Source organism: Caloranaerobacter longqiensis (assembly GCF_050286925.1).
In the GTDB taxonomy this organism is placed as follows: Bacteria; Bacillota; Clostridia; order Tissierellales; family Thermohalobacteraceae; genus Caloranaerobacter.
On record NZ_JBFWFX010000022.1, the window covers coordinates 1 to 23,411 of the forward strand.

A 23,411-nucleotide genomic window follows, 5' to 3' on the forward strand; every position below is an offset into this window, starting at 1 on the left:
ACTTTAAAACGAGGTGGTATTAATGTTGCAAGAAGAAATTAGACAAGCTCAATTGGAATTAAAGTGTGCTGAAAACAGATTTAATAATGCAACAACAGAAGATGAAATTGATATAGCTATCTTTGATATGAAAGCAGCCGAAATGAGATTAAACAATTTACTAAAATTAGCGAAAGGGGAGAAATATGAGAATAAAACCATTAGACAATAACTGTATACCATATAAAAAATACATAAGTGATGCAGGCTGGGACTTGAAAAAAAGTAGAGAAAAAATAACACTTGTGGCAGGAGAAACAAAAGTAATACCAACAGGAGTATGTGTAGAAATACCTAAAGGCTATTCAGGAGATATAAGACCAAGAAGCTCAATCAGCAAAAGAGGATTGCTAATACACTATGGAACAGTTGACCATGGGTATACAGGAGAAATAAAACTAACGGTAACAAATTTAACAGGCAAAATACAAACGATAGAACAATATGAGAGAATTGCACAATTAGTATTAACTAAAATCAGTAATGATACAGAGATAGAGATAATAGATGAATTTGAAGAAACCGAAAGAGGTAAAAATGGGTTTGGTAGTACAGGGAGGCTGTGAAAAATGCTTAGGGCATGGCGAAATATGTACTAACTTAGGATTTTGGTATTTTCTTAAATTCTATATAATGGACAGGCTATATGTTAAACCAATAAGGAGGTTTAAAAATTGGAAAAATGCGAAGTAAAAGAAAATTGTTTATGTTACATTGCAGGTATGGGGAAATGTTGGTTTTGTGAAAATTATAGTGAATATAGACCGAGAGATAAAAGTATATTAAGTCCTGCTCAAATAGAAAGAAAAGAGAGAAGGAAACAAGAGAAAAAAGAAAAAAGGTCCAGCGAAGCCTCAAAACGTGGTAAAAGGGCAAAACGTAAAGGCTACGCTGGAGAAAATGAAATAGTGAAACTGTTGAAAAAGTACAATATCCCTGCTGAAAGGGTCCCACTTTCAGGGGCCCTCAAGGGCAAATTAGCAGGAGATATTAATTGTATTATACATCAAAAAGAGAAAAAAATTGAGAGTAAAAGAAGAAAAGATGGATTTAAGGAACTATATAGATTTTTAGAGCAAGATAATTGCAATTATGTATTTATGAGGGCAGATAGAAAAGATTGGATTGTAGCAATGACATTTAATGAATGGCTAGAGCTAGTAAAAGAAGGTGATGAATATTGACACCTCAACAAATAATGAAACAAATGATTAAATCTGGACAAGCATTACAAGAGAAAAATAAAGAACTTAAAGAATTAGCAGTTAAAAAAGCAGAAGCTGAACAAGCATATAGAATAGCACTTGCTAAGAAGATGCTGGAGCTAAAAACAGAAGGAATGAGTGTAAGCCTTATAAACGATTTAGCTAGAGGTGACAAAATAGTAGCAGAGTTAAAAATGCAAAGAGATATATCAGAGAGCTTATATGATGCTTGTAGAGAAAAAATTAAGGATTTAAGAGTAGAAATTGACATAATGAGGTCAATGCTAACTTGGGAAAGAGAGGAATACAAAAATTCAAATATAGGGTGATGGTCATGAAAATAAAAGTAAAAAGAATAAAAGGATATAACTGTCCAAATAAATTATTACTTTTGATAAATAATGAGCCTGTAGCTTTTGCAAATGGCATGGCAAGTATAAGCAAAATGATTCAATATGCTGAAGGATATGATGTTGACATAAAGGATGGCAAGATAAAGAGAATATTAAGCGAATATAGGGGGATAGAGCATGACGAGACAACAGAAAAGACAGTTAGCAAGGAAAATTAAGAAAATGGACCATAATCAGCTATACCAGCTACAAGTAGAAATATTCAAAAGAGGTGTGAATGCAGCGATAGAAGAAATAAAAAAAGCATTACATGATGAGTTTGGATTCGGTGAAAAAAGAATAAGCAGACTAATTGATAGAGTGAATAAGAACTTAAATGAAACTAATTAGGAGGTAATTACATCATGAGGTGTAGTAAGTGCAAAGGAGAGATGATAAGTGTTGATATAGTTGAGATAAATGGCAAAATACATCATACAGAAGTTTGTATAATGTGTGGAAACATGCATACTAGCAGGATAGATAAATGGGAATTAGCACATTTAGAATTGAGGGGGCATTAGATGAGCGAGGTTAAAGAAAAATATTATAGAGCAACGGAAAAATTACTATATAACTATAAAATGTTAAAAGTTAGCATAGAAAATATGAAAGCAGAGATAGAAGAATTAAAAAAAGAATCAGGAATAACAGGCATAAATTATGAAGGAGAAAAAACATCAGAAACTCATAAGATTACTCAACCAACAGAGGAGCAAAGTCTTAGAAACATCACACAAGAATATTTGTTGAGAAAGAGAATAGAGATTACACAAAACAAAATTGATAGAATAGATAGAGCACTAGAAGGATTAAATGAAACTGAAAGAAAAATAGTTGTTATGCGATACATAGAAGGCATGCAATGGTTTAAAATAGCTTATGAAGTAAATTACAATGAAAGATGGTGCAAAGAATTAAGGAAAAGAGCTATAGAAAAATTGGCTATAGGTATATATGGTTATACAGCACTTTTAAAGCACGATATAAGCAAAACTATATAATATACTATTAGTGTAGAGGAAATGGTTAATAGCGAAAAGGGCAGTCGAGAAATCGGCTGTCTTTTTATTTTGCAAAGAAGGTGAGATTATGCAAATATACGAGTACTTGAGGAAAAAAGATACATATAATTTGATAGTAAAAAAGTATGGGTTTAATCCAGAGAAAAAGAAGCAGAAGGAAGAAAAAACATACAAGAAAAAGAAGAGCGATATTGAACTTGGAGACTCTGTGCAAAACTTGATGAAACATAGAGCATATAAAAGAATACGTGGAGCAATAAGGCAAACGAAATGGGGATAGAGAGGGACATTCGTTAGCGCAACTATTATTAGATATTATATAGCATTGTAAAGCTTTAGAATTATAGGAGCTAAAATTACTAATTCAATGCCTAGTTTTAAAATTGCTTTATTAATTTCTGGATTAGATAGTATGAAGTTTGTAAGTAAGTCCAAGAAATTTGAAATTTCTTTGCCAACAAGATTAGTAAGTATATTGATTATAATAGTTAAAAATAATATCATAAAAAATCCTCCTTTTTAGCTAGTATTATTTATTAATCTTAACATTTTTACCACCCCTTTTCAGAAATATTATGTTGGCAAAGAAAAGTCCCATCTCTATCCCTTATAAAAAATATTCACTTTAAAAATATAAAATCCTGCCAAATGTCGAAACTTGCGATGAAAAGTTGAAGGAATTTAAATCCTTTTTGTCGAAATTAGCGACAGGAAGGAGGTAGAAGGTGATGAGGTTGAAAAATATTTATAGAATATTAAAAGAAGTTGAACCTATAATTAGTAACAAAACAGCAAAAAAACTTAATTCTGGCAATTATATAATAGAAGATTGGAAAGAAGTGCTATTTATAATAGCGAGATTAAAAAATATTGAATTATTTAAAGATGTAGGACAAAAACTTTTTGAAATATCTCCTATTTTTGGAGAAAATGTTGAAAATTTAAAATTAACACCTTCACAAGCTGGTGAATTTAACAGTTGGAAACAAAAAATAAAAAGACAAATTGATACTATTATTGAATTATGTGAAAGTATAGGATATGGGCAAAATGAAGGTAGTTTTGAAGTTAAATTACCAGAAACCAATGATTTTAAGGAGTTTTCTTCTAATGTAAATAATCTTAACAGAGCACTTCAAATATGCCCTTTTATTAAAACAGAAGATAGTAATATTAATTTAGTTAAAACAGATATAGGGTCTACATGGTTAGAATTTGTAATTATAAGTACTAATGTTATTTCAATATTAACAGCTTTAGGCTATTTTGTGCAGTCAGCTATTAAGATAAAATCAATGTATTTGACATGTGAACAACAAAAAGAATTAATAAGAGGAGTTCAAATTAGAAATAATCTTGCTGATAAAATCACTGATTTGTATAAAGATATGATACAAGCAACTGCTTCTAAAGAAGTTAAAGAATTAGAAGAAAAATTAGAAAGGCCTCTTGAACCAGAAGAAAGAAATAGTGCAGAGAAATCATTAGAAATCTTAGGAAAATTGATGTCTAAAGGTCTTGAAATATATGCAACCCTTGATGCACCTCAAGAAATTAAAGATATATTTCCGAGTATGGAACAACAAAAGTTATTGCCAGATGAAATTAAGTTAATATCTGAAAATTCTAGCGAAAGTACTGATCTATAGTAGAGTATGATAGTTAAGAGCCCTTATGGCTCTTTTTTCATGCATAGAGGTGATACTATGCCACTTAAACCATTAAGACCATGCAAGAAAATAGGATGCAGCAAGCTGACTAGAGATAAAACTGGATATTGTGAAGAACATAGAATATTAGCAGAGCAAAGTAGAAAAGAAATGAACAAATATTATGATGAGAATATTAGAGATAAAAGAGCAGCTGCATTTTATAACAGTTCCGAATGGCAAAGAATAAGAGAGACAGTACTAAATAAGTATAAAGGATTAGACCTTTATGCTTTTTTTATTGATAAAAAAATAATATATGCAACTACAGTACATCACATAGAGGAAATAAAAGATAATTGGAATAAAAGATTAGATATAGATAATTTATTTCCAATAAGTGAAAGCAATCACAATAAGATACACGCACTGTATAAAAAAGATAAGAAAGGCACACAGAAAATGTTAAAAGAGTTATTGAAAAAATGGAATGATTTATACGGGTAGGGCGGGTTTGAAAATTTTAAAGCGATTATCAAAAGACCGCGCGGGCAGTCTTCTTCATACAAAATTCGTTTTTTGACTAAAAAGGGGTAAAGTGAGGTGATAAAATGGGAAGGAAAGCAAAGCCAATAGAACTTCATATTTTACAAGGCAATCCTAATAGATTAACTAAATCACAGATAGAAGCAAGAAAAGAAGCAGAAGCAAAACTTAAACCTAAGGCAGATAAAGTAAAAGCTCCTAAATGGCTTAGCAAGGAGGCGAAGAAAGAATTTAATAGGATTGTTAAAGAGCTTCAAGAAATCGGATTGATAACAAATGTAGATATAGATATGCTGGCTGCTTATTGTGATGCTTATACTGAATACCAGAGGTGCACGAAGATTATCGAAGAAGAAGGGCTTATGGTAGAGTACACAAACAAAGCAGCCGAAACTAATAAAGTTCCACATCCACTTTTAACAAAGAAGAAACAACTTTTTGAGCAAATGAAAAGTATTGCGGCAGAGTTTGGGCTAACTCCATCTGCAAGAGCAAAGTTGGCCTTGCCACGAGAGGAAAAAAAGGAAGTAACCCCTTTTGATAGGATGTTTGGAGATGTATAAACCATATCCATTAGATTATCCTTTGTTAAATGAGTTAATTAAATATAGTAAAGATGTTATAAGTGGCAAGGTGGTAGCATGTCAAAAACATAAATGGGCTTGTATGAGGTTTTTAAATGACTTGGAAAGACAGGGAACAGAAGAATTTCCTTATTTGTTTGATGAAAAAAAGGCTATAAGATTTTTAAATTGGATGAAGTTATTTAAACATAGAAAAGGAGTATTAAAAGGTAAAAGAATAGAGCCTCATATCATACAAAAATTTGTATTCGGCAATATATATGGATGGATTCATAAAGATACTGGATACAGAAGATTCAGAAAAGCATATTGGCAAGTTGGAAGAAAAAATGCAAAATCACAAAGTTTAGCTTGTGTAGGAACATACGAAACTATGGCATTTGGAGAAAGTGCATCTGAAGTATATTGTGCTGCTACTAAAAAAGACCAGGCTAGAATAGTATGGAATGAAGCAGAAGCAATGTTAAATTCAGCGGAAGAACTTAAAGGGAAATATAAAATAGCATATGGGCAAATAATACATCTAAAAACAGGTTCAATAATGAAAGCATTATCTAAAGAAGACAAAAAAACTGGTGATGGTTTAAATCCTCAATGTGGGATTATAGATGAATACCATGCACATGAAACAAGCGAAATATATGACATTATAGTATCAGGTATGGGGGCTAGACCTCAACCACTTTTAATGATTATTACTACAGCTGGATTTAATCTTAATAATCCATGTTATAGAGTTGAATATAAGTATGTTACAGATATATTAGACCCAAACAGTTCTATAGAAAATGAAGAATATTTTGTAATGATTAATGAATTAGACAAAGATGATGATATAAAAGACGAGAAAAACTGGGAAAAAGCTAATCCAATACTATGCAGTTATGAAGAAGGTATAAATTATCTTAGAGGAGAACTCAAAGCAGCACTTGATGTTCCGGAAAAAATGAGAAACTTTCTAACTAAAAATATGAATATTTGGGTAGATGCTAAAGACAATGGATACATGAAGATGGATAAATGGGGTAAATGTGGCGTAAAAGATTTTGATTATTCTATTTTAGCAGGGAAAGAGTGTACAGTAGGAATAGACTTGTCAGCGAAAATAGATTTATGCTCTACTGGTTTTGAATTTAAAATAGATGGGAAGTACATTATATTAAGTCATTCATTTATGCCAGAAGAAACATTTTATGCAAAGCTAAAGACCGATAAAGTACCATATGATCTTTGGGTAAAACAAGGATGGATAACTTTAACTGATGGCGCAGTAGTTGACTATAACTATATCAAACAATACATTCAAAACTTTGAACAAAAATACAAGTGTAAAGTTAAAGAGATATGCTGTGATCCATGGAATGCAACACAGTTTATGCAAGAAATGGAGGCAGAAGGTTATACCGTAGTTGAAATTAGACAGGGTATAAAAACTTTAAGTGGTCCTACAAAAGACTTTAGAGAGCAGGTCTATGCTGGGAATGTAATACATAACTGCAATCCAGTTTTAACTTGGGCAATAGGTAATGCTGTAACAAAACAAGATCACAACGAAAACATTATGCTAGATAAATCTAAATCTACAGAAAGAATTGACCCAATTGCAGCAATAATAAACGCACATGTAAGAGCTATGGTAAACGAAGATAGTTATAATATAGATATTTCAAAATATGCTGATTCTGATTTTCTGGATAAGCTGTGGGGGTGATTATATTAAAAAGTTCATATGCAACTATATAGAAGATGTATTTATCTTTAGTGGGTTAACTTGTATAATAGGGGCCACATTTTTTATGTCAAAAATTATAGGAACCTATGTTTTGGGAGTAATACTTTTTGGGTTAGGAGTTTATTTTACTAAAAATCCTCCAAAGCAAAGGAGGTGAAATGATTGCTTTTTAGACGTTCAATAAAAAATGAAACATCAACTGTAACATTAGACGACCCAACACTTTTAGAATGGTTAGGAATAACAAGCGATGAAGTGGATGTAACAGGTAAAAACGCACTAAAAGAAATAACTGCATATACTTGTATTCGTATATTAACTGATACTATTTCGAAACTACCTTTAAAAATATATCAAGAAAGCAATGGAATAAGAAAAGCAACAGACCATTACCTTTATCCAATGCTTAAGTTAAGACCTAACCCATACATGAGCGCATCAGATTTTTGGAAAACTATAGAATCTCAGAGAAACATTTATGGGAATGCTTATGTGTGGATTGATGTAAGTAAAAAAGGCAGAAATGCAGGGAAAATATTAGGGCTATATCCTTTAGATAGTACAAAAATAAAGATTTACGTAGATGATGTTGGTCTTATAAGTAGCAAAAATAACATCTGGTATGTTTATACAGATAATTTAGGTAATGAACACAAAATACAGAGTGATGAAATTTTACACTTTAAGGCACTTACAACTAATGGAATTATTGGTATTAGTCCAATAGAATATCTTAAAAATAGCATAGAAAATGCAAAATCTGCAGAACAATTTCTTAATAATTCTTTTAAAAATGGTATGCAAACTAAAGGAATTGTTCAATATGTAGGCGATTTAAACCCAAAAGCTGAGCAAACATTTAGAGAAAAGTTTGAACAGATGTCAAATGGACTTAAAAATGCAAATAGAATAAGTTTATTACCTATAGGATATCAATTTCAACCAATCAGTTTAAAAATGACAGATGCACAGTTTTTAGAAAACACTCAATTAACGATTAGGCAAATTGCTGCTGCATTTGGGATAAAAATGCATCAGTTAAATGATCTAGAGAGAGCAACACACACGAATATTGCGGAGCAGCAAAGAGAATTTTACATTGATACCTTACAATCGATTCTTACAATGTATGAACAAGAACTGACATACAAGTTATTTTTAGACAGAGAAATTCAAGAAGGCTATTATGTTAAGTTTAATGTTGATAGTATTCTTAGAAGTGATATTAAAACAAGATACGAAGCATATAGAACTGGCATACAATCAGGATTCTTAACACCAAACGAGGTTAGAGAAAAAGAAGAATTACCTCCAGATCCAAACGGAGATAAATTACTTGTAAATGGTAATATGATGCCAATAGAAATGGCAGGCCTGCAATACAAGAAAGGAGGTGAAGAAGATTAAAAAGAAATTTTGGAACTTCAAAAAAATCAACAATAAAACTGGAGAATTAATGTTATATGGCGAAATTGCTAATGAAACTTGGTGGGGTGATGAAGTTACACCTAAAGATTTTAAAAAAGAACTTGATAACTTAGGAGACATAGATACATTAAATGTCTATATAAATAGTCCAGGTGGTGATGTATTTGCAGGTCAAGCTATACACTCTATGCTAAAAAGGCATAAGGCACATGTAAATGTATATATAGATGGACTAGCAGCTTCTATTGCATCTGTAGTTGCTATGGCTGGTGATAAAGTAATAATGCCAAAGAACGCTATGATGATGATTCATAATCCATGGACTATAGCAATAGGAAATGCAGAAGATTTTAGGAAGTTAGCTGATGATTTAGATCAAATTAGAGAAAGTATTGTAGAAGCATATAAGAGAAAAACTATTTTAGATGAAGATAAAATAAAAGAATTAATGGATAATGAAACTTGGTTAACTGCAGAGGAATGCAAAGAATATGGGTTTGCTGATGAATTAGAAGAAGAGAAAGAAATTGCAGCTAGTATAAATACTAATATGCTTAGCAAATACAAAAATACACCAAAAGAAATATTTGAATCTCTTATAAAAACAAAGGAAAAAGCTAAAAAGAATGATGATAAAGAAAAAATAAATAAGTTAAAAGCAAAGCTGGCATTAGAACTTGAACTCTAAGCCAGTTTTTTTATGCAATAAATAAAGAAAAGAAAGGATGATTATATAATGAGTAAAGAATTAAGAGCATTATTAGACCAACTTGCACAACTTGAAGCAGAGGCAAGAACTTTAATTGCACAAGATGAAATAAGTGAAGAAGAGATTAAAGCAAAAACAGAAGAAATACGTGCATTAAAAGCAAAAATTGAAGCACAAAAAGAATTAGAAGCTGCTAATGCATTGCGTGATGGAATGGCGTTCGATGGGACTGGCAATCCTATAAATTCTCAACAAAAGGAAGAGCAGGAAATAGAAAGAGAGTACAGAAATGCATTTTTGAAAGCATTTAGAGGTAAAAAATTAACTGCAGAAGAATGGAATATAATTGAAACCAAAAACGCATTAACAGAGTCAATAGATGCAGACGGTGGTTTACTAGTACCTCAGGATGTTCAAACTGCAATCAATCAATACAAAAGAGCATTACCTGATTTAACAAGATTAATAAATGTAATTCCAGTTACAACTCTTTCAGGAAGTAGAGTATTTGAAAAAATTGCTACAATGACTCCATTTGCTAACATTACAGACGACACTGCAGATATAGACGATATGGGTAGTCCACAATTTGAAAAGGTAAGTTATACAATTAAAAAGTACGCTGGGTGGATGCCTATTCCTAATGACTTACTAAAAGACAGCGATCAGAATATTTTAGATTACTTATCAAAGTGGATTGCAAGAAAGTCAGTTGTTACAAGAAATACACTAATTCTTAACTTACTTGGAACTTTAACTAAGACTTCATTTGCAGATTATAAGGCTATTAAGAAAGCTATTAATGTTACATTAGATCCAATGCTTTCAGCAGGCGCGGTAATCTTGACAAATCAAGATGGTTTTCAATACTTAGATACACTTGAAGATACAAACGGCAAGCCATTGTTACAAACTGACATAACTAAACCTTCTAAGAAGATGTTTGCAGGGAAAACTGTAATTGTAGTTCCTAATACTGTACTTGCTACAAAAGGTACAACAACAAAGAAAGCTCCAATGATAGTAGCAAACTTTACTGACCTTATTACTATGTTTGAACGTCAAGGACATCAAATAGCTTCTACTAATATTGGTGGTACTGCATTTAGAAAAGACAGAACAGAGATTAGAGTAATTGAACGTGAAGATGTTAAACTTATTGATACTGCTGCAGCTGTATATGGTGAAGTTGATGTAACAGATATAGTTGGATAGATGTAGAGGGGATAGATTCCCCTCATTTTCACTAAATAGGTGGTGATGAAGTGGACATATCAGAAGTTAAGGAATTTTTAAGATTAGAGCAAGATTATACTGAAGAAGATATATTTTTAAATAGTTTAATTGTTGCTGCAAAAGAATATATAAAAAATGCGACATCACTAGATTATGACGATACGAATGAGTTATATAAACTTGCAATTAAAATACTTGTTACACATTGGTACGAAAATAGAGAAGCAATAAGTGAAAGAAAAACAGATAAAATAGCATTTTCACTCAACTCAATACTTACTCAATTACAGTATTGTTATGAAGAAAGTAGTGGTGTTTGATGAATCCAGGGAGATTAAGAAATAGAATAGATATTTATGGCAAAGTTGAATATACCAATGAACTTAAGGAGAAGGATTATAGATATGAAAAACTAAAAACTATTTGGGCTGAAATTATTCCTCAAACAGGAAGTTTACAAAAACAACAAGCTGACACAATTCTAAGTAATACTACTCATAAAATAAGAGTAAGGTATATAGCAGGGAAAGACATTACTCAAGATATGTATATTATGTTTAGAGGTAAAAGGTTTGATATAAAATACATTCTAAATCCATATTTTAAAAATGAGATACTTGAAATATTTGTTGAGGAAGTGATTGAATAATGGCCATAGAAGATGGGTTTGAAGTTAAAGAGTTAGATAATTTTCAAAAGAAGCTACTCCAGAAGGCTCAAAAAGAGTTTCCTAGAGAAACTTATCGTTTTCTTAGAAAAGTGGGTAGCAAAGGGAGAGCCTATATAGCGAGAAAGTCAAGAAGAATAGTAAAAAAGAAATCAGGTAATTATCATAAAAGTTGGAAACGTGGCAGAGCATACAGAAAAAGAGATGGCTCATATGAAGTTCAGATAAGAAATAATGCTCCACATGCACATCTTATAGAATATGGCCATAGACAAGTAACTAAAGATGGTAAAGAAGTAGGGTTTGTAAAAGGTAAACATGTTCTAGAAAATGGAATAAAAGAGTTTGAAAATCAATTCTTTGAAATGTTAGAAGATTGGCTTGATGAAATGCTAGATAAAGGGTTGTGATATAGTGATAACCTTAAAGGACTTAAAAATAGCTATAAATAGTCTTATTTCTTCTAATTTCACAGCAGAAGTAACTAGTAGAGATATTAGGGAAGGTTTTAAAAGACCTTCTTTTTTTGTTGAGCTTGACAATATTAAAAAGTCTCCTGCTGGAGAGGACCAGATAAATAGAGAATTGACTGTTAGGATATACTATTTCCCTTCTAGTAGATATCAATATAATGTTGAGATACTAGAAGTACAGGAAAAGTTAGAAGAAGTATTTGATACAAAATTAAAGGTACAAGATAGATATTTTAATATTGATGAAGTTGAAAGTATTGTAACTGATGGCGTATTACAGTTTTATTTTGACATTCGGTACGAAGAAGGAAGAGAAGTTTCTGATGCAGAGTTAGCGGAGTTGATGGAAAATCTTTATATTAAGGAGGTATAACTATGGGACTACCACGAATAAACATTGAATTTAGTGGTAAAGCAGTATCGGCAGTAGAAAGAAGTGCAAGAGGAATTGTAGCACTTATTCTCAAAGATAATGGGAACTTTGATACTAAAGAATATAAAAGTATAGAAGAAATAAATGCAGATGATTGGACAACAGATAATATTGACTATATAAAAAAGACTTTCATGGGAAGACCTAGCAAAGTTATATGTGAGAGAATAGATACTTCAGCTACAGATTATAATGCAGCACTAGATAGACTTAAAAATAAAAAGTGGAACTATCTTGCTATTCCAGGTATAGCTGCTGATGATACAACAGCTATTGCTACTTGGATAAAAACTCAAAGAGATAATAATAAGAAAACATTTAAAGCAGTACTTCCTAATCATGCAGCAGACCATGAAGGTATAATTAACTTCACTACTGCTGATATAAAAACAGTTGATAAAACATATACAACTGCTGAATATTGTTGTAGAATAGCTGGGATATTAGCAGGATTACCTTTCACTAGATCAGCAACTTATTATGTATTAGATGAAGTTGAAAGCATTACTGAAAGTACTGACCCAGATGCAGATATAGATAATGGACAACTTATTTTAATTAATGATGGAGAGAAAATTAAAATAGGTAGAGGAGTCAATTCACTCGTATCAACTACTACTGAAAAGACAGAAGATTTTAAAAAAATAAAGATTGTTGAAGTAATGGACATGATAAAAGATGATATAAGAGACACTTTTAACAATTATTATGTTGGAAAAGTTCCTAACATTTATGATAACCAAGTTTTATTCTTTACATCTGTGAATGCATATTTCAAAGAATTAGCTAATCAAGAAATATTAGATCCTAATTTCCGAAATAAAGCTGATGTAGACATTAGAGCTCAAAGGCTTGTTTGGGAAAGTATGGGAGTTGATACAAGTAGATTGAATGACCAGCAAGTAAAAGAAAAAACTTTTAGAAGTAATGTATATGTTAAAGCAAACATAAAAATAGTAGACGCTATGGAAGATTTAGAGTTTAGCATTTTTATATAGTTAGATAGTTAGGAGGTATATAAATGGCTAAAATAAAAAGCAATAAAATTATAAATGGAACTTTTGGTTCTGTATGGCTAGAAGGAGAAAAACTTGCTGATGTAGATAGTTTTGAAGCAAAGGTTTCAATAAATTACGAAGATGTAAATATGGCAGAGGATTTGGCAACACATAAAAAAATGACTGGATGGGCTGGAGAAGGTACATTGACACTTAAAAAAGTATATTCAACAGGAGCTAGTCTATTAGGAGAAAAATTAAAAGAAGGGAAAGTGCCTACCTTCACTATTGTTGGTAAACTAGCTGACCCAGATGCATACGGAAGTGAAAGAGTGGTATTAACTGAAGTTACATTTAATGAATTTATTCTTATGAAATTTGAACAAAAAACTTTAGGAACAGAAGAATTACCATTTGCATTTGCTGATTATGATTTAGTAGATTTAATAGAAAGGAGATAAATATGGCGAAAAAATTAACTTTAAGCGATTTAATACAACAAAAAGAAAAGTATGAGGTTAAAAAAGACGTAAAAGAGGAGATATTGTTAGAAAGGAATGGAGAGCAATTCACTATAACTATAAAAAAACCTACTAGAGCTTTGTGTTTAGAGTGTATTAGCATGGCACAAGATGAAAACCAACAAGAAAAAGCTGATATACACATGGTTTACAATATAGTTGTTGAGCCAAATTTAAAAGATACTAATTTACACAAGGCTTATGGATGTGTAGAGCCAACAGATATAGTTGAAAAAATATTTGAACCTGGAGAAATTGCACAAATAAGTGGTTATGGCATGCAGTTAGCTGGATATGGTAGTGAAATAAAGGCGGTTAAGGATATAAAAAACTAATAAAAAGTGATGGAGAAATGTACTTTCTTCATCACTATTTACAAAAAGGTTTCAAATTAGAGTATTTACTCAATTTAAAAGCTACTGAAAAACTTTTCATGATAGCCAGTATGGAACAATATTTTGAAGAAGAAAAGGCAAAGTGGTCAAAGTAACAATTTGCCTTTTCTTTTTTTAGGTAGGTGATAAAGTGGCTTCTAAAAGTATAAAGGCTGTATTAACACTTAAAGATAAAAACTTTTCTTCTAACATGAAAAAAGCTTCAAAAGGGGTTAATAGCTTTAGTAGGAGGCTTAAATACAGTAGTAATCAAGTTAAAAAATTTAAAAGAGATGTTGCATACAGCTTTAAAAGTGTAGCTAAAAGTGCTGCTGGATTAGCAGCAGGTTATATAGGATTTAGAGCATTATCTAATGGCATAAGTGAGAGTGTAGAAGCTGCAAAGGCACAAATTTCAGTTGAAAAAAAGTTAGAAACAGTTTTAAAACAAAGAACTAAAGCTACAGATAAGCAAATAAAGTCAATATTAGAGCTTACAGCAGCACAACAACAACAAGGAATTATTGGTGATGAAATACAAATTGCAGGAGCACAACAAATAAGTACTTTTGTAAGCAATACTGAATCAGTTAAGAAGCTTATACCAGCTATGAATAACCTACTAGCACAGCAAAAAGGAGTTAATGCTACTCAACAAGATGCAATAAATATAGGTAATATGATAGGTAAAGTGTTACAAGGCCAAGTTGGAGCTCTTACTAGAGTAGGTATAACATTCACAAAAGCTCAAGAAAAGGTATTAAAATATGGAACTGAATCTGAAAGAGCAGCAATGCTTGCTAAGGTTATAACCGACAATGTAGGTGAAATGAATAAATCACTTGCTCAAACAGATGAAGGTAAAATTCAAAATATGACTAACGCCTGGGGAGACTACAAAGAAGAGATAGGAAAGAAAATACTTCCATTGCAAGCCCAATTTGCTGGTTGGTTTGCTAAAAAAATACCTGGAATACAGGCGTTTACTTTAAACCTTATTGACAAAACAATTTTAGGAGTAAAAGGGTTTAAAAAAGTTGCTGTTAGTGTATGGATGAAAGTTAAAAAGGTTATTAAAGATAATAAACCTGTAATAGATAATATTAAGAATGGTATCAAATCCTTAGGAGATAAGGTTTTATTAATAAAAAAATGGTTTGTAGATGCATTTCAAAATATAAAAGCAAAAATTGAAGAAAACAAGCCTACTATCGAAGGTGTAAAATGTGTATTAGCAGATTTAGGAGATAAAGCTAAAACTATTAAAGATTGGCTTTATGATGCTTTTGAGAGCGTAAAGCCTTCTTTGAATTGGATAAAAGATAATGGCTTACCTTTAGTAATTGATGGCATAGCAGGAGTTATTGATAAAGCAACCGAGCTATACAATTTTATAAATGATAATTGGACTACATTTGAACCTATCATTTTAGGAATCGCAGGAGCTATAGGGACATATAAATTAGCAATATTAGCAACTACTGCAGTAACTAAAGGAGCTACTTTAGCTACTAGTGCTTGGACTTTAGCACAAGGAGCATTAAATACTGTAATGAACATGAGCCCTCTTGCAAAATGGTCACTTATCATTGGTGCTGTTATTACAGCTGGAGTTTATCTTTATAAGAATTGGGACACAATAAAAGCTAAAGCTATTGAACTTTGGGAAGGTATCAAGAAAGCTTTTAGCCCTATAGGCGACTTTTTTTCAGGTATATGGGAAGGGGTTAAAACGGGTTTTAAAGCATTTATTAACTTTTTTATAGATGGTATTAATACAGTAATATGTGGAGTAAACTCTATTAAAGTAAAGGTTCCTGATTGGGTACCAATATGGGGTGGAAAAGAATGGGGAATAAATATACCTAAAATACCTGAATTTGCACTTGGTACAAGCTATTTTAAAGGTGGATTAGCTAGAATTAATGAACGTGGAGGAGAAATAGTTAATCTACCTAATGGGTCACAGGTCATTCCAGCTGATAAAAGCGAAAAAATGATTAATTCTAATAATTCTAAAATCGAAGTTAAAGTGATTATACAAGGAAATGTCATCGGGAATGAAGAATACGCACAAGATATGGCAAATATCATAGTGAAAAAAATAAAATTAGCATTAGCAAATAGTTAGGAGGGATATAGTGGATATATTTTTAAGCATAAATAACAGAGAGCAAGTCATACAACTTCCAATAGTTCCAGAAGAATTTCAAGTAGAATTTAGCAACAATAACGAAACTTTTAATACTATATCCCAAGGAGATTTGAATTTAATCGGCAACAAAGGACTTAAGGCCCTTACTATAGAAACTTTTTTTCCTAACAAAGAGTATCCTTATACTAAATCTAAAGATATGACTGGTGATGAGTTTGTTGAGACAATTTTAAAATGGATAGATAGAAAGGTCCCTATTCGTGTTGTAATAACAAATAAAGAAGGTAAAGAGGTTATTAATTTACCAGTAACTATAGATTCATTTAATTATGGTTATGATAGAGTCGGAGATGTTATCTATTCATTGAGTTTAAGAGAATTTAGGTTTATTGAGGTGACTTAGATGCATGAGTTGATATTATATAATGCTGATGGTACATCAAAAAATATAACAAGTATGATTAGTAATTTAAGTTGGTCTAGTAACGAGGATACTCTTGGTGTACAGCTTGACTTTGATATGGTGAACAGTAAGGGGAGAATATATTTACCATTGCCTGAAGGATTAGGTATAGGAAGTTTATTAATACTTAGAAATAATGGAAAAGAAATATTTAGAGGTATAATAGTTACTGAAGAAATTAATGGAGAATTTTCAAGGCATTATACAGCTTTTGATTATGCTTTTTATTTGAATAAATCTAAAGGGATATATCAATTTAATAGAATACAAGCGTCTAAAGCTATAAAGCAACTTTTAAATGATTTTAATATACCTATAGGCAATATAACGAACATTCCAACTATAATCAATCACATATATTATGACAAAGTTATAAGCGATATTATAAAGGATATATTGCAGCAAGCAACAAATGAAACTGGTCAAAAGTATAGACTAGAAATGAGAGAAGGAAAATTATATATAGAAAAACAAACTGATTTAGTTATAAATGCAACTTTTAAATTAGCTTCTAATTTAAAAGAAAACAACATTACAAGTGCAATAAGTAATCCTACAAGAAGAAGGTCTATAGAAGAAATGAAAAACAGCATAATGATAGTAGTAAATAATAAAGATTCAGCAACATTAGTCGGCGAAGCTAAAGATGAAACTTCAATAAAACAATATGGAATATTACAAGAAGTACAAACTATTGATGAAAAAGATATAGCACAGGCTAAAAACATAGCTCAAACACTTTTAAAAGAGCTTAATAAAATATTTGAAGATAATAGTATTGAATGTATAGGTAATGATGACGTAAGAGCAGGAAGAATACTCAACATTGTAGAACCTATAACTGGTATGAATGGTCAATACAGAATTAAATCATGTACCCATAATGTTAATGGTATTCATAAAATGTCATTAGATTTGGGAGTGGTATAAGTGGATGGTATAAGCGAATTAGCTAAAATGTTTAAAGAAAGAGAAAATAAACCTTATATGGGTCCGAGAGTAGGACAAGTAATAAGTCCATTACCAGAAATAAAAGTTAAATTAGGAGATAAAATATTATTAGATAAGCAACGTTTAATAATTGCATCTCATATATATGAACATTTTGGGTGGACAGATGAAACAGGAACATATTATTTAGCAGAAGGAGATAAAGTAATATTAATACCTTCAACAGATGAACAGATTTATTTTTTAGTTGATAAGGCGGTGGCTCCATGATGTTACCTGAGATAAGTAGTATTGAAATAAATACAGAGAATACTTCTAAAGCTACCAAACTAGGTAAGTCTTTTTTATTTGACTTTAAAAAAGGAGATTTTATACTCAAAGATGGAAGATTAGTCAAAACAGATGATATAGAGGCATTAAAAGTTTGGATTGAAAAAGTTCTGAGAACCGAAAAATTTAGATTCGAGATATATAAAGATGTTGAATATGGAGTTACAATTGAAGATTTAATAGGACAAACTTTACCAAGACAGTTTGTAGAAAGTGAATTAAAACGAGAAATAAGAGAAGCTATAATTAAGCATCCAGCGGTACAAGACATTTCTAATTTGGCTACGGAACAAGATGGCTCAAAGTTTAAAATAAGCTTTAAAGTTAATTTAGTAGATGGCAATACCTTCGAACAGGAGGTGAATATATAGTGGTAGATGACAGAGATACCATACTTGATAGAATGCTACAAAACATATCTGACGAATACGACAAGACCGAAGGGTCTTTTTTTTATGATGTTTTAAAGTCTGTAGCTATAGAGTTGGAAAATGCTTATAAAGAACAAAAATCTATACTAGATAAAGGCTTTGTAGAAACTGCTACAGGAGAATGGCTAGATAAGAAAGTAGCAGAACAAGGCTTGACAAGAAAGCCTGCCACAAAAGCTACTACTATTGTTACAATAACAGGAAGTGAAGGAACAATAGTAAACGAAGGAACATTAGTAGCTAGCGATACTGTTAATTTTGTTGTAAAAGAAACTAAAACAATAGATGCTACAGGACAAGTAGATGTTTTAGTTGAGTGTGAAGAAGAAGGAAGTATAGGAAATGTACCAGCAGGAGCAATAAAATATTTTCCTGTAACAATTGCAGGTTTAACTGGCGTGACAAATCCTAATGCAGTAACTAACGGATATGATGGAGAGACTGACGAAGAATTAAGACAACGATATTATGACAAAGTAAGAACTCCTGCAACTTCAGGAAATAAATATCACTACAGAAATTGGGCTAAAGAGGTACCAGGCGTAGGAGATGCAAAGGTATTTCCTTTATGGAATGGCCCAGGAACAGTAAAAGTAGTAATAATTGATAGTAATAAAACTGGAGCTGATAGCCAGCTAGTAACTGATGTATATAACTATATAGAAGATGTAAGACCTATCGGTGCTACTGTGACAGTTGAATCGGCTATAGAATTACCAATAAATATTAGTGTTACTTTAACTATAGATACAGATAACTATACAGAATCAGAAGTAATAAATAATATAGAAAATAACATAACTGAATATCTTAAAGAAATAGCATTTGTAGAGGACTATGTAAGTTATGCTAAAATCGGAAGTATTATATTAGACAGTGATGGTGTTGTAGATTATTCTAATTTAACTGTAAATGGTGGCACATCAAATATAACTATAGCTGATAATGAAGTTGCAGTTTTAGGTGGTGTAACAAATGCCTAATCAGTTTATGAAGTATCTACCTGGATACTACAGGACAAGTCAAGTTATGACTAATATTACTAATGCAGAAGATACAGAGTTGCAGCTATTTATAACTAATCTAACTAATACCTTAAACCAATTTTTTGTAGACTTAGCTGATACATCATTAGATAGATGGGAAAAGGAATTAGGAATTCCTGTTAACAGTAGTAAACCTGATGAGTATAGAAGGTCGGTTATAAAATCAAAGCTAAGAGGGCAAGGGACTATAACTGTAAATCTGATTAAAAATGTGTCAGAAAGTTATTCGAATGGAGAAGTAGAAGTAATTGAAGATAATCCTAATTATAGTTTTACAATTAAGTTTGTAGGTACGAGAGGCATACCACCAAATTTAGATGACCTAAAATCAGCAATAGAAGAAATCAAACCAGCACATCTGGCAGTACAGTACGAATTCACATATACAACTTGGGGTGAAGTAAAGAATACTACATGGGGAAGCATAAAAACTGGTACTTGGAAAGAATTGAAAACAAGGAAGGTGATATAAATTGCCAAGTTATACTCCTAATTTAAAATTAGAAAAACCTGATGATAATGAAACAGCAGATATCCAAGTGATAAATAGAAATATGGACAAAATCGATTCTGCTGTTGCTAACAAAGTAGACAAAGAAGAAGGCAAAGGATTAAGCACGAACGACTATACTAATGAAGAAAAAGAAAAACTCGCAACAATAGAGCCATATGCCAATAAATACGTTCATCCTCCTACACATCCAGCTACTATGATAGTAGAAGACAGTACGCATAGATTTGTTACTGATGAAGAAAAAAATGCTTGGAATGCGGCAGAACAGAATGCAAAAAACTATACAGATACGCAAATAGCTGATTTACAGCAAAAAAAATTAGATAAAAGCAGCTATACTGCAACTGATGTATTGAATAAGTTAAAAACAGTAGATGGTCATGGCAGCGGTTTAGATGCTGATAAGCTTGATGGTTTACATGAAAGTATATTTATGAGAAAAAGTGCAAATTCCAATTTAGATATGAATGGGCATATAATTACAGAAGTAGGCCAAATTCAAATAACTGATGCAAATACAAAAATAGATGAAGGTTCTAACAATAGTGTAAGGTTGCAAACAAATAGTGGATATGTAGATGTAGGTCCGCAAAATACAAGTTATGCTCATATTTATACAGACAGACCAAATTTTTATTTTAATAAAGATATACTTGTTAAAGGTAGTAAAGTATGGCATGCAGGCAATGACGGGTCAGGTAGCGGGTTAGACGCTGATAAACTGGACGGTTGGCACAGAGATGATATAAGGAATTGGAATAATATACTAAATAAGCCATCAACATTTACACCATCAGCGCATACTCATTCATTAACTGATGTAGGTTATAGAACAGCACAAGGCTATACAGAATATACTGACTCTGTTCCAGCATACGGAACATTAACAAAAACTATTCCTTTAGGTAATACTTATAATAAAGCAAGAGTAGTAATTGAAAATTCAAACCCTATTTCATTAGAGCCTTACGGTATTATGGTCTTTGTTGGGACAGACAAAACGAAAGCCCATGTAGTTGGTTATTGGGAGCGTAGCACTGATAGTTCTAAAAAGGCAGGCGCTGCATGGACTTTTAAAAGATTTAATTATATTACAGATAAGAGTTTTGGTAAATATGTTTTAGGCAGCTCTTCTCTTAGTATAAAAGAAATATATATAAGTGGAACTAACCTCGTGATAGTTTTCCAAAATGATTGGGATACTGCTTTAAATTTGAGATGTCGAGTTGATTGGGAGGTGTGGACTTAATGTTTAGAGTTAATATACAAAGTGGTTATATCGTAGCCATAGAGAGTATGTTTCATTTAACACAAGAGCAAATTGAAGAAAGAAAGCAATTATACAAGGAGTTATTTCTACCTAAAGAAGAAATAGAAGGAAAACAGCTACCTTTAAAACCCGTTTATGATGCAGAAGGTAATTTAATAGGGGCAGAGGAACTACCCAAAATTGAATATACGATTGATAAAACACAAATAACAACAGACGAGGTAGCGACTATTACTATTATAAAACCAACAATAGTAACAGCAGTTATAAACGAGCAAGAATATTTGATAGAAGATGGTACAATAGAATTTTCACATTTTAAACAAGGTAATTATGAAATCATGTTAAAAGCTGATGGATTTAAACCTACAATAATTCAAGTAGAGGTGGTATAAATGAGAATACAAATAAAACCAACAAAAGAAGAAATAAATAACATGGTTATTCAAAAAATACGAAAAAGATACGACGTTAATAAAGAGTTTGAGATGCAAAGAAGGGGATTACAAGACCCTAGCGATGTAGAATATAAAGAATATTTACAATATGTTAATGAGTGTATATCATGGGGTAAACAAGAGAAAGCAAAATACGGATATTAACACCTAGAAGGGTGTATTTTTTATACCCTTCTTTTTTTTATTATTAAAGCGAGGTGAATATAATATATGGAACAATTTTATCAATATGTTGAAAAAGTTATTAGTGGGACCAAACCATTTTGGGGAACGGTATTAGCGACTATGGTTTATATCATGTTTCCTGAGCAGGCATACATGACTGCAGCTATGGCAGTTGGAGGTGCTATATTATTGGATATCTTAACAAAATACATAGCACTTTCATATCAGAGCAAAGGTTTTAGAAATGCAATTAAACAGAAGAAAATATTTTCAAAGACTCTTTGGGAAGGGACCAAAATCAAATTGGTCTCTTATTTAATTATTGCAATTCTTGCAGGATTAAGCTACAGAGTTACAATGCTTACTCAAGTAAGTGTGTTTCTAGCAACAGTAGTTTATTCAGTTATTTTTCTTAGAGAAGCACAAAGTATTATTGAAAATCTTATAGATGCAGGAGCAGACTTGAAATGGCTATTGATATGGACAAAGAAGAAACAAAAACAGATTTTAGAGAGCGAGAATGAGGATAATTTTGAAATAAAAAAGGATGATTATAATGCTAGAGTATAGGATTATAGAAAATTATATTACGCCGAATAAACATTCTAGGCCACAGAAACCGTTAAAAAATATTAAAGGCATAGTAATTCATTGGGTAGCTAATCCAAAAAGTTCTGCAAAATCTAACAGAGATTATTTTGAGAATAGAAAATATGGGAAAACAGGTTATGGTTCAGCACATGAAATAATAGACCTAAACGGAGATATTATCTTATGTATTCCAGATAATGAGATAGCATACCATGTTGGTAGTAAAATTTATACTAAAGAAGCTTTAGAAAGATTATCAAGTTACCCTAACAACTGTACCTATGGTATAGAATGTTGTCATTTAGATTGGGAAGGTAATATGACTAAAGAAACTTATAACTCTTTAGTTGAGAGATTAGCTGATTTATGCTTAAAGTACAATTTAGACCCTTTAAAAAATATATGGTTACACAAAGAAGTAGTTGGTTGGAAAGATTGTCATAGATATTTTGTCAGAAATTCTCTAGCATATGAAAAATTAAAAGAAGAAGTAAAAATGAAATTAGAACAAAAGAAAGGAGATAAAAAAGTGCTAAAAGATTGGCAAGAGAAGTTAGGTAAAGAATCTTTAGATAAATTACATGCTAAAGGAATTATTAATAATCCAGAACAGTGGAAACAAACTTTAGCTGAAAATGTACCTCAATGGCTTTTCTGGACTATTATTAGTAGAATAATTGATAAGGAGTGATTTTATGTTACAACTTACACCTCTACAACTTTTAATTGGGGGTAGTATTTTAGTTCTTATTACAATAGCAGTAGTAAAACTTATACCTTATATAAAAGATTTTAAAATTACTTCTGAAGAAAAGGCTAAAGTACAAGAAATTTTAATCGATGCTGCTAAAAGTATATTGGAAGTTGCAAGTTCAAAAGATAAAAAACAATTAGTTCTAGCCATTACTAATATAACTATGAGAAAACTGGAACAGGAAAATATTAAAGGGTTTAGACGTAAGGATATAGAGCTCATGACTAATATAGTTGTTGATAAGCTAGAAGATTATGTGATTAAGAATTAAG

General features: G+C 31.3%; 38 protein-coding genes. 37 read left to right on the forward strand and 1 reads right to left on the reverse strand.

The features are described from left to right. Nucleotides 1–25: 25 nt before the first annotated feature. The 9 genes from AB4Y15_RS12205 to AB4Y15_RS12245 all read left to right on the forward strand — a co-directional run bounded on the left by AB4Y15_RS12205 (nucleotide 26) and on the right by AB4Y15_RS12245 (nucleotide 2,941). On the forward strand, nucleotides 26–211 hold the full coding sequence (locus tag AB4Y15_RS12205) for a hypothetical protein (RefSeq protein ID WP_427340627.1): 186 nt from the start codon (nucleotides 26–28) through the stop codon (nucleotides 209–211). Further along, the gene (gene dut / locus AB4Y15_RS12210; protein ID WP_427340628.1) at nucleotides 186–605 is read left to right on the forward strand and encodes a dUTP diphosphatase; all 420 of its coding nucleotides are present in this window, start codon (nucleotides 186–188) and stop codon (nucleotides 603–605) included. Before AB4Y15_RS12205 ends, dut begins: the two co-directional genes overlap by 26 nt. A gap of 108 nt (nucleotides 606–713) precedes the next feature. Further along, nucleotides 714–1,223 carry a hypothetical protein gene (locus tag AB4Y15_RS12215; RefSeq protein ID WP_427340629.1) on the forward strand — a complete coding sequence of 170 codons (510 nt, stop codon included), beginning with the start codon at nucleotides 714–716 and terminating at the stop codon, nucleotides 1,221–1,223. A gap of 23 nt (nucleotides 1,224–1,246) precedes the next feature. Continuing rightward, on the forward strand, nucleotides 1,247–1,573 hold the full coding sequence (locus tag AB4Y15_RS12220) for a hypothetical protein (RefSeq protein ID WP_427340630.1): 327 nt from the start codon (nucleotides 1,247–1,249) through the stop codon (nucleotides 1,571–1,573). A 5-nt stretch (nucleotides 1,574–1,578) separates the two neighbouring features. Then, nucleotides 1,579–1,815: a hypothetical protein gene (locus AB4Y15_RS12225; protein ID WP_427340631.1), complete on the forward strand. Its 237-nt coding sequence runs from the start codon at nucleotides 1,579–1,581 to the stop codon at nucleotides 1,813–1,815. Continuing rightward, nucleotides 1,775–1,987 carry a hypothetical protein gene (locus AB4Y15_RS12230; RefSeq protein WP_427340632.1) on the forward strand — a complete coding sequence of 71 codons (213 nt, stop codon included), beginning with the start codon at nucleotides 1,775–1,777 and terminating at the stop codon, nucleotides 1,985–1,987. The genes AB4Y15_RS12225 and AB4Y15_RS12230 overlap by 41 nt, the downstream gene beginning before the upstream one ends. Before the next feature lie 14 nt (nucleotides 1,988–2,001). Beyond that, complete coding sequence (locus AB4Y15_RS12235) at nucleotides 2,002–2,160, forward strand: hypothetical protein (protein ID WP_427340633.1); 159 nt, start codon at nucleotides 2,002–2,004, stop codon at nucleotides 2,158–2,160. Continuing rightward, nucleotides 2,161–2,640 (forward strand): DUF722 domain-containing protein, encoded by a 480-nt coding sequence (locus AB4Y15_RS12240; RefSeq protein ID WP_427340634.1) that lies wholly within the window; start codon nucleotides 2,161–2,163, stop codon nucleotides 2,638–2,640. 88 nt (nucleotides 2,641–2,728) lie between these two features. Beyond that, nucleotides 2,729–2,941, forward strand: a complete 213-nt coding sequence (locus tag AB4Y15_RS12245) for a hypothetical protein (RefSeq protein WP_427340635.1) — start codon at nucleotides 2,729–2,731, stop codon at nucleotides 2,939–2,941. Between the two features lie 35 nt (nucleotides 2,942–2,976). On the opposite strand, the gene AB4Y15_RS12250 is transcribed toward AB4Y15_RS12245, so the two are convergent. Next, the gene (locus AB4Y15_RS12250) at nucleotides 2,977–3,165 is read right to left on the reverse strand and encodes a hypothetical protein (RefSeq protein ID WP_427340636.1); all 189 of its coding nucleotides are present in this window, start codon (nucleotides 3,163–3,165) and stop codon (nucleotides 2,977–2,979) included. A 221-nt stretch (nucleotides 3,166–3,386) separates the two neighbouring features. Here AB4Y15_RS12250 and AB4Y15_RS12255 point away from each other — a divergent pair, with 221 nt between their 5' ends. The 28 genes from AB4Y15_RS12255 to AB4Y15_RS12390 all read left to right on the forward strand — a co-directional run bounded on the left by AB4Y15_RS12255 (nucleotide 3,387) and on the right by AB4Y15_RS12390 (nucleotide 23,410). Continuing rightward, nucleotides 3,387–4,310, forward strand: a complete 924-nt coding sequence (locus AB4Y15_RS12255) for a hypothetical protein (RefSeq protein ID WP_427340637.1) — start codon at nucleotides 3,387–3,389, stop codon at nucleotides 4,308–4,310. 57 nt (nucleotides 4,311–4,367) lie between these two features. Continuing rightward, nucleotides 4,368–4,817 carry a DUF8602 domain-containing protein gene (locus AB4Y15_RS12260; protein ID WP_427340638.1) on the forward strand — a complete coding sequence of 150 codons (450 nt, stop codon included), beginning with the start codon at nucleotides 4,368–4,370 and terminating at the stop codon, nucleotides 4,815–4,817. Nucleotides 4,818–4,921: 104 nt separating this feature from the next. Next, a complete protein-coding gene (locus AB4Y15_RS12265; RefSeq protein ID WP_427340639.1) occupies nucleotides 4,922–5,419 on the forward strand; it encodes a phage terminase small subunit P27 family in 498 nt (165 codons plus the stop codon). Continuing rightward, on the forward strand, nucleotides 5,412–7,151 hold the full coding sequence (locus tag AB4Y15_RS12270) for a terminase large subunit (RefSeq protein WP_427340640.1): 1,740 nt from the start codon (nucleotides 5,412–5,414) through the stop codon (nucleotides 7,149–7,151). Before AB4Y15_RS12265 ends, AB4Y15_RS12270 begins: the two co-directional genes overlap by 8 nt. A gap of 183 nt (nucleotides 7,152–7,334) precedes the next feature. Continuing rightward, entirely contained in the window at nucleotides 7,335–8,579 is a 1,245-nt protein-coding gene (locus AB4Y15_RS12275; RefSeq protein WP_427340641.1) for a phage portal protein, read from the forward strand. Beyond that, a complete protein-coding gene (locus AB4Y15_RS12280) occupies nucleotides 8,566–9,288 on the forward strand; it encodes a head maturation protease, ClpP-related (RefSeq protein ID WP_427340642.1) in 723 nt (240 codons plus the stop codon). Before AB4Y15_RS12275 ends, AB4Y15_RS12280 begins: the two co-directional genes overlap by 14 nt. 48 nt (nucleotides 9,289–9,336) lie before the next feature. After that, nucleotides 9,337–10,524 carry a phage major capsid protein gene (locus tag AB4Y15_RS12285; protein WP_427340643.1) on the forward strand — a complete coding sequence of 396 codons (1,188 nt, stop codon included), beginning with the start codon at nucleotides 9,337–9,339 and terminating at the stop codon, nucleotides 10,522–10,524. 50 nt (nucleotides 10,525–10,574) lie between these two features. Continuing rightward, nucleotides 10,575–10,865 (forward strand): head-tail connector protein, encoded by a 291-nt coding sequence (locus AB4Y15_RS12290; protein ID WP_427340644.1) that lies wholly within the window; start codon nucleotides 10,575–10,577, stop codon nucleotides 10,863–10,865. Further along, the gene (locus AB4Y15_RS12295) at nucleotides 10,865–11,194 is read left to right on the forward strand and encodes a phage head closure protein (RefSeq protein ID WP_427340645.1); all 330 of its coding nucleotides are present in this window, start codon (nucleotides 10,865–10,867) and stop codon (nucleotides 11,192–11,194) included. The genes AB4Y15_RS12290 and AB4Y15_RS12295 overlap by 1 nt, the downstream gene beginning before the upstream one ends. Then, nucleotides 11,194–11,622 (forward strand): HK97 gp10 family phage protein, encoded by a 429-nt coding sequence (locus tag AB4Y15_RS12300; RefSeq protein WP_427340646.1) that lies wholly within the window; start codon nucleotides 11,194–11,196, stop codon nucleotides 11,620–11,622. Before AB4Y15_RS12295 ends, AB4Y15_RS12300 begins: the two co-directional genes overlap by 1 nt. A 4-nt stretch (nucleotides 11,623–11,626) precedes the next feature. Next, nucleotides 11,627–12,058 (forward strand): phage tail terminator family protein, encoded by a 432-nt coding sequence (locus tag AB4Y15_RS12305; RefSeq protein WP_427340647.1) that lies wholly within the window; start codon nucleotides 11,627–11,629, stop codon nucleotides 12,056–12,058. Between the two features lie 2 nt (nucleotides 12,059–12,060). Then, entirely contained in the window at nucleotides 12,061–13,116 is a 1,056-nt protein-coding gene (locus AB4Y15_RS12310) for a phage tail sheath C-terminal domain-containing protein (RefSeq protein WP_427340648.1), read from the forward strand. A gap of 23 nt (nucleotides 13,117–13,139) precedes the next feature. Beyond that, nucleotides 13,140–13,577 (forward strand): phage tail tube protein, encoded by a 438-nt coding sequence (locus AB4Y15_RS12315; protein ID WP_427340649.1) that lies wholly within the window; start codon nucleotides 13,140–13,142, stop codon nucleotides 13,575–13,577. Nucleotides 13,578–13,579: 2 nt separating this feature from the next. After that, nucleotides 13,580–13,972, forward strand: coding sequence for a phage tail assembly chaperone (locus AB4Y15_RS12320; RefSeq protein WP_427340650.1), 393 nt, complete (start codon nucleotides 13,580–13,582; stop codon nucleotides 13,970–13,972). Between the two features lie 17 nt (nucleotides 13,973–13,989). Continuing rightward, complete coding sequence (locus tag AB4Y15_RS12325) at nucleotides 13,990–14,127, forward strand: hypothetical protein (RefSeq protein WP_427340651.1); 138 nt, start codon at nucleotides 13,990–13,992, stop codon at nucleotides 14,125–14,127. A 35-nt stretch (nucleotides 14,128–14,162) separates the two neighbouring features. Next, on the forward strand, nucleotides 14,163–16,142 hold the full coding sequence (locus AB4Y15_RS12330) for a hypothetical protein (RefSeq protein WP_427340652.1): 1,980 nt from the start codon (nucleotides 14,163–14,165) through the stop codon (nucleotides 16,140–16,142). A 10-nt stretch (nucleotides 16,143–16,152) separates the two neighbouring features. Continuing rightward, nucleotides 16,153–16,569, forward strand: a complete 417-nt coding sequence (locus tag AB4Y15_RS12335; RefSeq protein ID WP_427340653.1) for a hypothetical protein — start codon at nucleotides 16,153–16,155, stop codon at nucleotides 16,567–16,569. Then, complete coding sequence (locus tag AB4Y15_RS12340) at nucleotides 16,570–17,559, forward strand: XkdQ/YqbQ family protein (protein WP_427340654.1); 990 nt, start codon at nucleotides 16,570–16,572, stop codon at nucleotides 17,557–17,559. Beyond that, complete coding sequence (locus AB4Y15_RS12345) at nucleotides 17,560–17,850, forward strand: DUF2577 family protein (protein WP_427340655.1); 291 nt, start codon at nucleotides 17,560–17,562, stop codon at nucleotides 17,848–17,850. It abuts the gene before it with no gap. Continuing rightward, nucleotides 17,847–18,281 carry a DUF2634 domain-containing protein gene (locus tag AB4Y15_RS12350; protein WP_427340656.1) on the forward strand — a complete coding sequence of 145 codons (435 nt, stop codon included), beginning with the start codon at nucleotides 17,847–17,849 and terminating at the stop codon, nucleotides 18,279–18,281. The genes AB4Y15_RS12345 and AB4Y15_RS12350 overlap by 4 nt, the downstream gene beginning before the upstream one ends. After that, nucleotides 18,281–19,324 (forward strand): baseplate J/gp47 family protein, encoded by a 1,044-nt coding sequence (locus tag AB4Y15_RS12355; RefSeq protein WP_427340657.1) that lies wholly within the window; start codon nucleotides 18,281–18,283, stop codon nucleotides 19,322–19,324. Before AB4Y15_RS12350 ends, AB4Y15_RS12355 begins: the two co-directional genes overlap by 1 nt. Continuing rightward, nucleotides 19,317–19,859 (forward strand): YmfQ family protein, encoded by a 543-nt coding sequence (locus tag AB4Y15_RS12360; protein ID WP_427340658.1) that lies wholly within the window; start codon nucleotides 19,317–19,319, stop codon nucleotides 19,857–19,859. The genes AB4Y15_RS12355 and AB4Y15_RS12360 overlap by 8 nt, the downstream gene beginning before the upstream one ends. Before the next feature lies 1 nt (nucleotide 19,860). Beyond that, the gene (locus AB4Y15_RS12365) at nucleotides 19,861–21,150 is read left to right on the forward strand and encodes a hypothetical protein (protein ID WP_427340659.1); all 1,290 of its coding nucleotides are present in this window, start codon (nucleotides 19,861–19,863) and stop codon (nucleotides 21,148–21,150) included. Continuing rightward, nucleotides 21,150–21,566: a hypothetical protein gene (locus tag AB4Y15_RS12370; RefSeq protein WP_427340660.1), complete on the forward strand. Its 417-nt coding sequence runs from the start codon at nucleotides 21,150–21,152 to the stop codon at nucleotides 21,564–21,566. The genes AB4Y15_RS12365 and AB4Y15_RS12370 overlap by 1 nt, the downstream gene beginning before the upstream one ends. Then, a complete protein-coding gene (locus AB4Y15_RS12375; protein WP_427340661.1) occupies nucleotides 21,567–21,773 on the forward strand; it encodes a hypothetical protein in 207 nt (68 codons plus the stop codon). A gap of 66 nt (nucleotides 21,774–21,839) precedes the next feature. Then, a complete protein-coding gene (locus tag AB4Y15_RS12380) occupies nucleotides 21,840–22,364 on the forward strand; it encodes a phage holin family protein (protein WP_427340662.1) in 525 nt (174 codons plus the stop codon). Beyond that, nucleotides 22,351–23,076, forward strand: coding sequence for a peptidoglycan recognition protein family protein (locus tag AB4Y15_RS12385; RefSeq protein ID WP_427340663.1), 726 nt, complete (start codon nucleotides 22,351–22,353; stop codon nucleotides 23,074–23,076). Before AB4Y15_RS12380 ends, AB4Y15_RS12385 begins: the two co-directional genes overlap by 14 nt. 4 nt (nucleotides 23,077–23,080) lie before the next feature. Next, the gene (locus AB4Y15_RS12390; protein WP_427340664.1) at nucleotides 23,081–23,410 is read left to right on the forward strand and encodes a hypothetical protein; all 330 of its coding nucleotides are present in this window, start codon (nucleotides 23,081–23,083) and stop codon (nucleotides 23,408–23,410) included. Nucleotide 23,411: the final 1 nt, after the last annotated feature.